This window comes from Nostoc sp. FACHB-190, assembly GCF_014696905.1.
Taxonomy (GTDB): domain Bacteria; phylum Cyanobacteriota; class Cyanobacteriia; order Cyanobacteriales; family Nostocaceae; genus Nostoc_B.
Genome location: NZ_JACJQW010000018.1, coordinates 88,637 through 102,589, shown reverse-complemented (window position 1 = coordinate 102,589; position 13,953 = coordinate 88,637). Strand labels below are relative to the sequence as shown.

Here is a 13,953-nt window from a genome sequence, read left to right as displayed (position 1 = left end):
CTTAACAGAATTATATCCGTAAACAAAAGTTTACACTTTTCTTAGAAATTAATTAATACCCGAAAATTAAGAAAACAGCGTTGTCCGTTGTGCGGACACGCTATTTTTTCAGATTCCAGAGAGATTATTCTTCTGCACCCTGAATTTTCAGCAATAAAGCACCTAAAGCCCAACCCACGAAGATTAAACTAAAAGCCAGAAAAGCTGTACTGAAAATTTCGCCACCCATTGTTGTGTGTCTCCTTTGTGAATCGTTTGTCATAATTCTAAAGGCTAACCTTTAGATTGCATATAATTTGGGCTGTTTGTTGCCATCTGGTAAATCAGGAGTAGAAGTTTTACTTTTACCAATGACCCCAGATAGACTGAAGTTACTCAACAGCTACCGTTGAATTAGACCTGTGTAAACAATTCTAAACTAGTTTGATGGTTAATCCCGATGATTGCGGGATCAAGGCAATTCCATGACAAATCGAGATAAATTAGCCTTATGTATCAAAGCGAGCCAAATCTCATAGCCAAATCACACAAAGTAATTCGGCCTCGATTAGCACTAACATTGGGAGATCCCGCAGGAATTGGGACAGAAGTAATATTAAAAGCTTTAGCTGATCCAGAAGTAACTCAAAATTGTGATGTCACGGTAGTAGGAAATCAAAATTGGTTAGTGCAGACTTATGACCAATTAAATTTATCGGGTAATTTAGTCGCCTTGGCAAATCCCCACAGCTTAAAAGTTATTGATGTGCAGTTGCAGGAAAATCTCGATGAAATTGTTCCAGGTGTGGGTAATGGGGTGAGTGGTGTGGCGAGTTTTGCTTATATGGAATATGCGATCGCCCAAACATTAGCATGTGAATTTGATGGTATAGTTACAGCGCCCATTGCGAAATCGGCTTGGAAAGCCGCAGGTTATAATTATCCTGGTCAAACAGAACTTTTGGCAGAAAAATCAAATGTAGAGCGATATGGGATGTTATTTGTAGCGCGATCGCCTTACACTGGTTGGACAATCCGCACCCTGTTAGCTACAACACATATTCCCCTACGCCAAGTAGCAGATACACTCACACCCCAATTACTCAGCCAAAAACTAGATTTATTGGTAGAGTGCTTACAAACAGACTTTGGTATTAGTAAACCGAGAATTGCGATCGCAGGTTTAAATCCCCACAGTGGCGAACAAGGACAACTAGGAACCGAAGAACTCGATTGGTTGATTCCTTGGATTAAACAAGAACAGCAAAAACACCCTCAATTGCTCTTAGAAGGACCAATCCCTCCCGATACAATGTGGGTGAAACCTGGTCAAGCTTGGTATGGTAATTCATCCATCCAGAATCCAGCCGATGCGTATTTGGCACTGTACCACGACCAAGGCTTGATTCCTGTCAAACTCATGGCCTTTGACCGCGCCGTGAATACTTCCATTGGTTTACCATTTGTCCGCACTTCACCCGACCACGGTACAGCATTTGATATTGCAGGTAAAGGAATTGCTGACCCCACCAGTATGAAAGCCGCAATTCAATTAGCCTCTGAGTTAGCCAGTACTAGAAGGCAAGATCAAAAATATCCTTATGCTTGACTATCTAGATAAATATGCGCTATCCTTGTAAATTGTGTGGTTAAGGACGTATAGCTCAGTTGGTTAGAGCGCTACGTTGACATCGTAGAGGTCACTGGTTCGAATCCAGTTACGTCCATTTGTTGTACAGTGACTAATTATTTGTTGTTTTGTGATTTAAAGTTTGGTTTTGCCGCAACGGCAAAGCTATGCTTGAAAACTGTAACGGCAAAATCATGCCTGAAAAATTTTGAAAAAAAATCAACGTAAATTAAGCTAATCGGCATTTAAGCTGCAACATAGTCGCTATTACCTTTATTTTTGATTTTTCGATGCCACTTAATAATACCATTTTGGATTTTAGATTTTGCGAAAAGTTGCGTGGGCGGGTTCCCCGACTTGAGCAAACTTTTCAAGACAGATTTTGGATTGGGTAAGGGTTGATCGGTAAGCTTTTGAGCCATCAATCTGTCGCAATCATTTTTTAATTTGGTATAACTAACTCGCCTTGATTTAATAGCTTATCTAGCAGTGACTTTAATTCATCTACTGATTTAAACAGACGATGGGCAATATATTCTTTACATGAGTGCCAGACTAACTCGATAATGTTGTAATTAGGACTGTAAGCAGGTAAAAATTCTCGGACAAAATTAGGAAATTCTTCAGATATTTTAGCTAGAATATCTTTACGTTTATGAAAGCTTGCATTATCTAAAATTAAAATAATCTTCGACCCAGATTTTTCAAAATCTTCAAAACTGTTTCCTTGATTTATCCATTCTTGCTTAATTAATTCATTTAATTGTTGTAATTGCTCATAAAAAATATCTGCGTTTCCTTTTTTAACGAAAAAGCATACTCGTTTTCGGTCTAATTCTCTGATTGCTCCCATGACATTAACACGACCACAACGTCGTTGTCCTGGAACATTTTTACGTTTTCCTTTTTTACCCCAACCCTTACGCCGAATCACACGTAAACTGAACCCACTCTCATCCCAAAACCATACCTGTAAACGTTCTGGTTGTTCTCGCGCTATTAATAAATATTGAGCAAGTTTTTCTTTAAACTTCGCTCTTTCTATTGGGTTTTGTTTATCTTCTAAATCATATTTAGCCCAGATATAACTATACTTTTTTCTCTTTAATATCCTCCTCACTTGAGAACTACTTAAATCAATCCCTGTTTTCTCGGTTAAATACTTGGCTAGTCTTTCTGCTGTCCATTTCCCAAATTCGTAACCTAATTCTGATGGGTCTTGGTCAACAGTTTTTAATAATAGTTCAATATATTCAGGAGTCGCTTTTCGATAATATGCGTACTCTCTTTTATTATGTAGAGTTTCTAGATCATCTGGATCACCGTGCATACACCAATATGCTACTGTTCTGTGCGAACAGCCCAAAAACTTTGCAATTTCTTGTTGTGGTTTTCCATCATTTTGCAGCAGAATGATAAGTATTCTTTCCCTAACGTGTGGTAGCTACGCTTTCTTTTAGAGCTTCTTGTAGATTGCTGACTTGTGACGGTTTTAAAAAGTTTTTGGCTGGGGGCGGCATAGTTGCTTTTGAACGGCTTCATCTTATTATTATGCAACTTTAGTGCCGATTAGCTTACAAAATTAGCTGACACAAGAATGAGCCTTGTAGTGTTGTTGACGGCAAAGTTATGCTTCCAGTAGCGGCAAAGTTATGGGTAAAGTCACAGAATTTGAGTTAAAAATCTATGTATGATATATATGTAACACGGTAAATCTAGCAACATACCGGGGTAAGAATAGCAGAGGGACAACGGCGGTGGGCATAGTAGTTGAGAATGTATCCAAAAATTTTGGTAGTTTTAAGGCAGTTGACCAAGTTGACTTAACAGTTAAAAGTGGTTCACTGGTGGCATTGCTTGGGCCATCTGGTTCTGGTAAATCTACTTTACTGAGGCTAATTGCTGGTTTAGAAATGCCAGATAGTGGCAAAATCCTTCTGACTGGAAAAGATGCTACTTATCAAAGTGTGCAAGAGCGAAATATTGGGTTTGTGTTTCAGCATTATGCTTTGTTCAAGCACATGACTGTGCGGCAAAATATTGCTTTTGGTTTAGAAATTCGCAAAGCCCCAACTAAGAAAATTCAAGGGCGGGTAGAACAGTTACTAGAGCTAGTACAATTGGGTGGATTAGGCGATCGCTATCCTTCACAGTTATCTGGTGGTCAAAGACAACGGGTAGCATTAGCGAGAGCCTTGGCAGTCGAACCAGAGGTGTTATTGTTGGATGAACCCTTTGGTGCGCTGGATGCCAAAGTGCGGAAAGATTTACGGGCATGGTTACGCCGCCTCCATGATGAAGTTCATGTTACCACTGTTTTTGTTACCCACGACCAAGAAGAAGCAATGGAAGTGTCGGATGAGGTCGTAGTCATGAATAAAGGACGGGTGGAACAGGTAGGTACACCAGCAGAGATTTACGATAATCCCGCGTCGGCATTTGTGATGAGTTTTATCGGCCCGGTGAATGTTTTACCAAATACTTCCAGAATTTTCCAAAGCTCTGGATTTGATGCACCACACCCGGAAGTGTTTTTACGTCCCCAAGATGTCATTATCGAAAAACAAGCCAACGGTGCAACGGCATCTGCTAAAGTCAGCCGCTTAATTCATCTGGGTTGGGAAATTCAAGTAGAATTAACTTTAGATGATGGACAAGTAGTAACAGCTCATCTCACACGCGATCGCTTCAACGAATTAGAGTTAGAGCCACAACAACGGGTTTACGTCAAACCCAAAGATGCCAAATCCTTTCCGGTATACTACTCAATCTAAAGTTAAAAATTAAATAATTACTTGCAAAAGAAGGATGAAGTACATTTATCCTTCTTTTTTGCTGTTAGGACTTACGCCAGAAGGTACTCCCAAACATAAACTCTCAGGACTTACGCACCAAGATTGTCTATGAAGATTGGGTGTAAGGGTGCAAGGGTGTGTGGCTTAATACATACACCCCTGTACCCCTACACCCTCGCCAAAACACTTGATTTTTCGTTTTTATGCGTAACCTTGTGTATAGGTGTTCCAAACCTCCACACCCTCTTGATGCGTAACTCCTACGTGTATAAGTTATTCTTTATTTTTCTTTATACTTCTATAAGTATATACTTACTTTTCTTAATATTCACTTAAGATTTAGAGATAAAATGTCTTTAAACTTTAAGTTGCAGTGTTCAGTTTTCTAAACTTGCCTACAATTAGGCATAGATAACCTCTACCCAATGGTAGAATTTTTGAGCAAAACAATCAGGCATAATTTTTGTCTGCTTAAATAAAAATATGAATGAAACATTACACCAAGGTATCAAACATCAACCAGCTAAAATACCTAATAGCACAGTTAAAAACATAACAAGAGCTTGATGTTAGGCAGATAAATCTCTGTTACTGTGACAATATCAACTCATAATCCCAAAACTTAAGTTGGAATAGTTACAACTTTTTGTTAGCCAAAATCACATAGATAACTACCACCAATCATTCTTTCTCAAATTGCCAAAAGTTAAAAAAAGAAAAATCACGAAAATCTTGCTGAGATGTTTACTGCCATTTTTATTTGTAGAAATTTTAAATTCTTGTAATCAAGAAAGCTGGATTAAAGTCAGTAGCAGACAGATATAATGTATACATTTTTAAATTATTGGTTAAGTTCTGCAAATCCGACACTGAGAAAAATTGCTACCAAAAAGCAGCTTTATGAAATCTTATAAATTGCTACAATGAAACCCCGTAGAAACCGATAAAACTTCAAAGAAAGAAAACTTACTTTGGTTCTATGATTTAAGAGCTCAACCTATATCTATTAAAAATCCCTATTATTGACACCCCAAGCAAAAATAAAAGGTAAAAATATGAAGATAATTCCAGGTTTATCTAGGTCATTTGCGCTGCAACTACTAACATTTACAGCAATAGCCACGGCGACAACCTTAAAACATAATTCGTTACCAGCTTACGCCCAAGAGGCTCCCAAAGAACCCCAACCCACAACAGAGCGGATTTGCTCTTTAGATCCTGTGGAATCTTTATTACCACCACCCCAAGCCAAAACTAGCAATTCTTTATTTTCATACCTAGCTGCTGAGGGATTTACTCAGAGCAAAGATGGTTCCTGGGTATGTTATGTCAATGACCCGAAAAAAGAAGGACGTTATTACACCTTATTTAAAGTTCAAGAGCTAAATGGAAAGCTGGTTGGCAGTTCTTTTTTAGACGGTGGGAATTTAATTGAAGGTCAAGATAACCGCACCTTAGATTTTTTTATGACGCTGATTGAGCATCATCTCAATGGTGATCAAGAAAATCGTCAAAGCATACGTAGATATTTAGAATCCTTTATCTCTTTAGTCAAAGAAGGCAAAATCAAAGCTTCCCGTCGCGGGTTTTTGTTTGACCAACCCAACCGTGCTTTAGTCGTCTACCACACCATTGGTAATGGTGCAGCAGGAGAAATCAAAGGGACAGCAATTACCCTCAACATTCAAATATCTGATAAAGTCAATGCCAACTCAACCAAGAGTGCAGTGCCAACTTCTGTAGGAGAGAATATCCAACCTAACCAAAAATAACACGAATGATTGAATGGCTTGTGAGTGGTGTTTCGTTTATTGACCAGGAGATGTATCTTGTTGAAATCAACTGTCAAAAGCATAGGAATTTCGTTAACGTCTTTGGCAGTAGTATTGTCTGTTTGCCAATCTGCTAACGCACAACTAAATGTAGGACAGCGTAAAATCCAAAGAGGATTGGAGCGTGAGTACCTCCAATATCAGCTAGAAAATCGTAATCTCAGTGATGCGATCGTCATCCCTAGTTGTATTGTGGGTAGTGGTACTGGCTGTAATAAAACTGGCACAGTCCTGCAACAATTACTGGCAATTAATGGTGGCCCTAGTTACTACGATTTAGTAATTCGAGCCGCCGGGGGACAGCAAAACTACCAGAATTTTGCGGCTTTTTACGGCAATAATGAACGACTACCAGAAATTCCTTTCGCATCGTTTTGGAAAAGACAGTCTCCATCAATTGTAGATGGTTATCAATACGTCCTCGGCCAGCCTGTGAGCCGCAGTCCAGTGGCTGGTTTGGGTGCAGTGACTAGAAACTTTGCTTGGTCGCCAATATCTAGAGGTGATAATTCTCTTAGTCCCAGAGACGGACTATTAGATTTGAAGTATTCTTTCGGGCGTGAACTCTTGGTTGAGGTATCAAAAATTCCAAATCTCCAACAGCAGATTCGTGCTTTAGATTTGCCTCCTGAGATGACGCAGTTTTATTTAAATAACCTCTCGCAAGGGTTAAATGCTTTAAAAACTGGAAATGAAGAGGCACTACAAGAAAACATTTTAAGAATCTTTTCCTTTCCCTATTCACCTAACTACACAACAAGTCCTAACTATGGGCGGGTATCTCTGGACACACCAAAAGAGTTAGACAACATTGAAGGTATCCCTATAGGTGGTGAAGAACTCAACCCCGACATCGCATTATTAGAACCAGACTCATTTTTGCTAGAGTCAGATACTGGACTAGCTTTAGATGTTGGTACCATAACTGGAAGTGCTTTTAACCCCTTGTATCTCAGTCCGGCGCTTTTATTGCTATTACTCCTGACAGGTGGAGGTGGTGGTAATTCCTCTCGTGCAGTCACAATTCCTCCAGTGGTTCCACCTGTTCAACCTACTCCCAACCCAACCCCAACCACACCACCACCAGTCAGGGTGGATGAACCATCAACACTGACCGCTATACTATTGCTGACACCTTTATTGGGTGTACTCAGCTATAAAAAGCGCACCACCAGAACAAAAACTTGTGTGAAATATTAAGAGTCATCTTTGATTTTTGAAAAAGCTTCAATATCTTTCAGGTCGGCATTTACCATTGTTTTTTAGGTTGGTTGAGAGTTGGACTGCAAATTACCATCCCAGCTATCTTTGATTAATAAAAATCCCTCGGCAAGCTACCGAGGGATATATTAATTAGTACTTTTCACCTAAAAATATCCCACTTCCTTAGAATACCCATTCGGTTTAAGATGAGTATGCCAAAATGCCAAATTGTTGTTATTTATGACTCAGCTGATCGAATACGAAGAAGCCAGCGCCGAAGTTCGTGCAGTCTATGATGATATTCGTGCAACACGACAAACAGATTACATTAATAATTTTTGGAAAGCTTTAGCTAATCATCCGCCGACGCTACAACGTACTTGGCAGACAATTAAGGAAGTGATGACTGGCCCTGGTGAACTTGACCCACTGGTGCGCGAGTTGATTTATATTGCTGTGAGTGTGACGAATGGCTGTGATTACTGTATATCGTCCCATACGGCTGCTGCCCGTGCTAAAGGAATGAATGATGCGATGTTTGGCGAACTGCTGGCGATTGTTGGGACTGCAAATATGACTAATCGTTTGGCTAATGGTTATAAAATTCCAGTGGATGAGCAATTTCAGTCATAATGAGGAGCTTAATAGAAAGACTTTGACTGACATTAACGATTCATGGCTACCCGCACCCGCAGATTTAACTTTATCAGCGAATGAAGTTCATATCTGGCGAATTGACCTTGATATAGTAGACTCACTACAAGAAAGTTTTGCTGTAACTTTATCTAGTGATGAACTGACTCGCGCTAACCGATTTCGTTTTGTGGAACATCGCCAGCGTTTCATTGCGGGTCGTGGTAGTTTGAGAAATATATTGAGTCGTTACTTAAAGATTGCACCACAAGAAGTAAGATTTGACTATGAACCTCGTGGTAAACCACTTTTGGCTGATGGTTTAGCAGCTAGTGGTTTGTTGTTTAATTTGTCGCATTCTCAAGATTTGGCTTTGTGTGCGGTGAATTACACAAGCAAAATTGGCATTGATTTAGAGTATATGCGTTCTGTTTCTGATTTGGAGGCTCTTGCTCAAAGGTTCTTTTTACCGCGAGAATATGAGTTAGTGCGATCGCTTCCTCCTCATCAACAACCAGAAGCATTTTTTCGTTATTGGACTTGTAAGGAAGCTTATTTAAAAGCCACAGGTGATGGAATTTCGCAGTTAGAGCAAGTAGAAATATCTCTCACACCTCAACAAAGTGCTAAATTACTCACATCTGAAGACTGGAGTCTTGTGGAGTTTACACCTGCTGATAATTATCGTGCGGCTGTGGCTGTGGCGGCTTCTGGTTTGGATTTCAAATATTGGCAGTTCAACGAAAGAACTGTGAAAAAATCCTCCTAATATTACGCCACCCAATTCCAGATAGAAAAATTAAAAGCGTAAGTATAAAGTGATATGGCAAACCAAGTTAAAATTGCATATCCCCAAGGATTGTGGCGAGAAAATACCAAACCTAATGCCCATGAAAGCGACACAATGCCATAAGCATAACGACTAACAGACATCAATGCTCCAGAGAAGATGATGAGTAACAAGGAACAAAAACCGTAGGTTACAGCCGTTTTACTCAACTGGTGGCGAAAATACCACAACATATAACCACCACCAAATACCATCACAATTTTAGTTAAATTACCTATGTCCATAGTAATAGCATCAGTTAAGATGTACCACCAACTTGGTTGCGCCCATGCTTTTTGGATATGCACAAATGCTAAAGGATCTTTGAAAGCAATGGCACAATATACACTAAATGAAATTAATCCTAATGGGACACAAAATCCGGCAAGATAAGCACTTAATGGTTTCTTTTCTTGCCAAGCAAGCAAAATAAAAGTAGGTAATAATGTAATTCCTGTGGCGCGAGTTGCACTAGCCAAAGCCCCACAAATAGCAGCCCAAACATATTGACGATTATCGAATGCTCGCAAGGCTGCCGTAGTCAATAATAAAAATAAACCTTCAGTATAAATAACTGTGCCGTATAAAGAAAACGGACACCAAATCATCACAGCAGTTGACCATTTTGCCACATAACTTCCATGACGTTCTTTGACCCAAGAATATAACAGTAGCAATGCCCCTAAAAAAGCAAAATTATTTACTAATGTACCCGCTACTTCAAAGGGTAAACCCAACACCATTAATCCACGACTAATTAAGGGAAATAAGGGATAAAAAGCAATAGGATATTGATTGCCATCTCTAGCATAGCTATAACCTTCAACAGCTATTTTGCGATACCACTTGCCATCCCAATGAGAAAATAATTCCCAACCTGGTTGCGGAAAAAAACCAGGATTATAGTCTAGGGGATATGGAGGTTGCCAGTATGGATGCACAGGTGATGTGTGCATTAAAGGAGCAACAACTTGCATAGCAATAATAATTACAAGTCTGCTCACGAGCCACATTAAAATTATAAAAAGATAGTCATTTATGGGGAAATTAATATTTTTAAATAGTATTGGTTGTTTAATTAGTTTTTTCATATAGGAATCATATTTGATTTTTGAAATATATGTAGGATGTATTAGCGACGGTGTAATACATCTACAGCAAAGTTTTCGGTGCGTTACGGCTTACGCCTAACACACCCTACTGGCTTTCATTTTGGATGACACTTCGCTATATTTTCGTCAACAAGTTTAGTGCCTAACTCACTATCATAATATTACTTAAGATTAAATGGTTGGCAAAATCAGACTTTAGGGAGATTTACGAGGTTGGCGTAATTCCCAGAGTGAGTAATACTCATCTCGATAAACAAGATTTATTTTAGCTTGGTTTTGAGTTGCTAATTTTTGTCGCCAAGTATCAGCAATATTGAGTAGGAAAACTTGGGTATAGCCGTCGGGAATTTTGGGAATAATTTGATTTTTCACCAACTTTAATTGGACAGTTGGATCTAAAAGATAACTCAAAGAAAAGATATTCCCATAATTAATTTCTTCCCCATCACTAATTAATAATGAACGGGAAGAACGATGAATAATTTGAGCAACTTGGAAGTTATCATAACTCACGCCTTTATTCCACCAAGTGCCAGCTTGATAATATACCCGCGCCGAAACTAGTCCAGTAACAATCAGCAGTGATAAAATGATTTGCCAAATTCTGCGTCTTGCTAAACCACCGTTATGAATTTGTGTAGCTAACAAATAAGCAACAGCAATTTGAATACCTAAATAAGCTGGGAAAAAATATGGCTCAGAACCTATCTCGATGCCACCAGAGTTTAAGGCTGATAAAATTAATGGTAATGATGGTACTAACATCAAAATTACAATAAATAGCCAAGTTTGATAGTTAGCAGTCAGACAGAGAAAGGCAATTGCACATCCGACTAAAATTACCAAAAGTCCTAAAATTAGATAACTGTAATTGTTATCTAACATCATATCTAAATCAAAAAATATTCTTCTGAACTGTGTTAGTAAGAATGGGAATACAGGCTGTGATGGTAATTGGCTATTTACTTCATTATTTGAGATTAAGAACTGCAAAAATTTGGCTAATCCAATAATTAGCCAAGGAATAAATGCAAAAAAGGCGACAACTGAAGCTGAGAGGTAAGCTAAAAAAGCTTTATTGAAGCGAAATCCGGCAATTGTGATCACATAAATTCCATGTGCGATCGCAACCAATATACTCCATATACAGGTGTAGAGGCTTAATACTAAAGTGACTGTATAAAGACTCCAATGAGAAAACTGATCTGGTGTTGATTTATCTCCAGATGTTGACTCTAGTCGTAAAGCGCGGATGAGTGCAGCACTGTTAATGATAATAATGACAAACCACAGAATATATTCTTGGGCTTCTGTGCCATATATCAGATAAACTGGAGAAACTGCGGCAAGTGCGATCGCAATCCCAGATACTGATAAGGATACAGGAAATAATTCCCGACATAACCAATAAATAGCCGGAAATACTAACAAGCTAATACAAGCTGATAAACTGCGAATCGATGTAATTGAATTACCAAAAATCTCTAGCCAAAATCGCGCGATCGCAAAATAAAGTGGTGTACGTTGCGGATTTTCTTTCGCTAAAGACATAATTGTATCACTCAGTCCTTTTTGGGAATTCACACCTTGGAACTGAGTTAAACTCTCTGGAGAAATTACACGATTATTAAATAATTGCTGCTTGACTTCCGCAACTGTATAGCCAGAAATTCGCAATGATGTATATGTTTCATCATGAGAATAAACTTTGCTATCTAGATTAAAAAAGCGGAACAATACAGCCATCACCAGCAAAACAATAATTAAAAACCGCAACCAACTTGGCATGATGGTGTTCTGCTGCATAGTTACATAAATTATATAGGAATCCGATTTGATTTCTGAATCTAGTTGTGTAGGCAGGGAGTAGGGAATGGGGAGTAGGGAGTAGGAAAGAAGCTTGACCTGAGTGTCCTGATTTTTTTCATAAATCAAATATGAGTCTTATAGGGAGATGAAAGATGGCGGACACTAGTAAAATTATTTATTTTTCAAACACTTGGGTAAATGCCATTTTGTAAAATTTTCTAGATTAGAAATAGTCAAAAAATCAATTGTTTTAAACTGTCGATCAATCGCTGGTAAACTACATATTTTAGCCCCGATACTTAAATAAGCTTGTAAAATCTTGGGAATTTCTACTTGACATTTATCTAAATTAGGTGGCGTAATTTCTAACTTGTATGGCGAATTGGGAGATACTAAAATACTTGAATGCGTGAAATTGTTTTTTTGAAAAAAATGATATGCACAAGCAGCTTGTCTCGCAGATTGTGTGAGTAATGAAGCACAACCAAAAAAATATTTATTCTTACTCCAGATGAGATAATTTGCTAGTCCTTCCCACAGTAATAACAAGGCTTGACTGTGACGAAATTCTTTAGCAATACACGCACGTCCAACTTCTACCGATGTTTGCAGTATATGTTCAGGAATTGTGCTGAGATTAAACACATCAGCTGCATCAAAACCTAAACCTTGAGATGCCATTTGATAAGTTTGCATCCGATAAGTGCCAATTGTTTGACCAGTTTGTTTGGAAATCAACATTAAATGATGACAAACTTCATCAAATTTATCCCTATCCATCTGGGTGAGGCTAGAACTAGAAAATCCCAAGCCTAATTCCAGATTAAAAACTTCAAACCGCAAGCGGAAGATAGATTCTAATTCTTCTTCAGTTGCAGCCAGTCGCAAAATATACTTGTCGGTTTGAAGGACTGGAAAATCTGTCCAAGAAGAAGAAAGATTGCGTGAATAATGAATGTTGCGGTAAGAAATTTCCATCTGTCTTCCAACTGAGATGTGCGGAGATATCCTAGTCAATTCACACGCTTTACTCAAACATTCGATGCACTATCATACCAAAGCGTTACAGGCGTGATTTTCTAGGATATATTTCCAGAAAGGTCTTTTGATAAATCTTGACTTAGTAGCGTGTCAGGTTTATCTGAGAATTATCACCAAACCTCTTCTGAAAACAGTATTGATTTTCCCCATTTCATCAACAAATCCTCTCCCCGTCATGATTTGAGAAGTTAGTAGAGTCACCAGAGTGAGAAATGAGTGCTTTTATTATGCCTTTGAGTTAAAGAAAAATCTGGCAATAAGATACAAATTTTACGAATACATGAATTAATTTTGTTGTCAATAGACAATTTTCAGATTATGTAGTGTTTTTTGGTTAAATGTTATACAAACTGGTTATGAATTCATCCTTTATACCCTATCTGATGAGCCAAATTAACTGGCTTCGTCATTTCGCATCAATACTACTAAGCAGCAACAACTTACAGCTAATTTGATTAAACTTAAAGCCCCAGTTTTTAAGACAATAAAAGCACCCAAACCGATTAAAATAAAAGGTACAAGCTGATTAATGTAGCGAGTTAAAATATCTGCGATCGCCTTTTGATCAGCTAACCTATAAGCAACGTAGCATAAAACACCCAACAATAAAAAAAATACCCCAATAATTATCCAAAAGCTAGTTAAATTACTACTAGCAAACAGTGGAATATACACACTAATATTATCACTGCCATTAGCAATAGTTACTGCCGCAACACTATAAGTCTGGGGAGCGATAAAACTAATAGTATCTCTTCCTGAAGACGTGAAATTTTCTGCTACCAACTCTTCTTGATTGTCATCTTCTGGATTAATCAAATTACTAATACCGATAGCGATGGGAATCAAGCCTAACAATCCCAACCAGTTAGCACCTAAAACAAAACCACCAAATAAACCAGATAAACTTAAAATGACTAGGACAGTAAAACCTAAATACTGTCCTACAAAAATATGTTGCGGTCGAAAATCAGTATTGATTTGCGAAAAAAAAAGTAGCAAAATCACAATATCATCAATATTAGTGGCGCTAAAGGCAACAACACCTGTACTAATTGCACTAATTAAATCATCCATTTGCTAGAGGCTG

At 38.2% G+C, this 13,953-nt stretch carries 11 protein-coding genes, 1 tRNA gene and 1 pseudogene; 7 read left to right on the top strand and 6 right to left on the bottom strand.

Annotated elements, in window-relative coordinates; translation table 11 throughout:
* Positions 1–124: 124 nt before the first annotated feature.
* A complete protein-coding gene (petM, locus tag H6G28_RS19735) occupies positions 125–229 on the bottom strand; it encodes a cytochrome b6-f complex subunit PetM (protein WP_062294992.1) in 105 nt (34 codons plus the stop codon).
* A gap of 261 nt (positions 230–490) precedes the next feature.
* On the opposite strand from petM, the gene pdxA reads away from it, so the two are divergent.
* Together pdxA and H6G28_RS19725 are read left to right on the top strand one after the other, a co-directional pair.
* Positions 491–1,588: a 4-hydroxythreonine-4-phosphate dehydrogenase PdxA gene (pdxA, locus tag H6G28_RS19730; RefSeq protein WP_190673366.1), complete on the top strand. Its 1,098-nt coding sequence runs from the start codon at positions 491–493 to the stop codon at positions 1,586–1,588.
* 44 nt (positions 1,589–1,632) lie between these two features.
* Positions 1,633–1,706 (top strand) — tRNA-Val (locus H6G28_RS19725).
* Between the two features lie 345 nt (positions 1,707–2,051).
* Here H6G28_RS19725 and H6G28_RS19720 read toward each other — a convergent pair.
* Positions 2,052–3,129 (bottom strand): annotated as a pseudogene (locus tag H6G28_RS19720) (IS630 family transposase).
* Between the two features lie 237 nt (positions 3,130–3,366).
* On the opposite strand from H6G28_RS19720, the gene H6G28_RS19715 reads away from it, so the two are divergent.
* The 5 genes from H6G28_RS19715 to hetI all read left to right on the top strand — a co-directional run bounded on the left by H6G28_RS19715 (position 3,367) and on the right by hetI (position 8,841).
* Entirely contained in the window at positions 3,367–4,383 is a 1,017-nt protein-coding gene (locus H6G28_RS19715; protein WP_190590769.1) for a sulfate/molybdate ABC transporter ATP-binding protein, read from the top strand.
* A gap of 1,076 nt (positions 4,384–5,459) precedes the next feature.
* Positions 5,460–6,176, top strand: a complete 717-nt coding sequence (locus tag H6G28_RS19710; RefSeq protein WP_190673363.1) for a hypothetical protein — start codon at positions 5,460–5,462, stop codon at positions 6,174–6,176.
* Positions 6,177–6,233: 57 nt separating this feature from the next.
* On the top strand, positions 6,234–7,436 hold the full coding sequence (locus H6G28_RS19705; RefSeq protein WP_190673359.1) for a hypothetical protein: 1,203 nt from the start codon (positions 6,234–6,236) through the stop codon (positions 7,434–7,436).
* A 243-nt stretch (positions 7,437–7,679) separates the two neighbouring features.
* Positions 7,680–8,072 carry a carboxymuconolactone decarboxylase family protein gene (locus H6G28_RS19700; protein ID WP_190590766.1) on the top strand — a complete coding sequence of 131 codons (393 nt, stop codon included), beginning with the start codon at positions 7,680–7,682 and terminating at the stop codon, positions 8,070–8,072.
* Positions 8,053–8,841: a 4'-phosphopantetheinyl transferase HetI gene (gene hetI, locus H6G28_RS19695; protein WP_190673424.1), complete on the top strand. Its 789-nt coding sequence runs from the start codon at positions 8,053–8,055 to the stop codon at positions 8,839–8,841. The genes H6G28_RS19700 and hetI overlap by 20 nt, the downstream gene beginning before the upstream one ends.
* 2 nt (positions 8,842–8,843) lie before the next feature.
* On the opposite strand, the gene H6G28_RS19690 is transcribed toward hetI, so the two are convergent.
* The 4 genes from H6G28_RS19690 to H6G28_RS19675 all read right to left on the bottom strand — a co-directional run bounded on the left by H6G28_RS19690 (position 8,844) and on the right by H6G28_RS19675 (position 13,940).
* Complete coding sequence (locus tag H6G28_RS19690) at positions 8,844–9,992, bottom strand: putative hexosyltransferase (protein WP_190673356.1); 1,149 nt, start codon at positions 9,990–9,992, stop codon at positions 8,844–8,846.
* Positions 9,993–10,208: 216 nt separating this feature from the next.
* Entirely contained in the window at positions 10,209–11,819 is a 1,611-nt protein-coding gene (locus H6G28_RS19685; RefSeq protein WP_190673354.1) for a glycosyltransferase family 39 protein, read from the bottom strand.
* Positions 11,820–11,993: 174 nt separating this feature from the next.
* Positions 11,994–12,800 carry a GNAT family N-acetyltransferase gene (locus tag H6G28_RS19680; RefSeq protein ID WP_190673351.1) on the bottom strand — a complete coding sequence of 269 codons (807 nt, stop codon included), beginning with the start codon at positions 12,798–12,800 and terminating at the stop codon, positions 11,994–11,996.
* 456 nt (positions 12,801–13,256) lie between these two features.
* Positions 13,257–13,940 (bottom strand): cadmium resistance transporter, encoded by a 684-nt coding sequence (locus H6G28_RS19675; RefSeq protein WP_190673348.1) that lies wholly within the window; start codon positions 13,938–13,940, stop codon positions 13,257–13,259.
* Positions 13,941–13,953 lie beyond the last annotated feature (13 nt).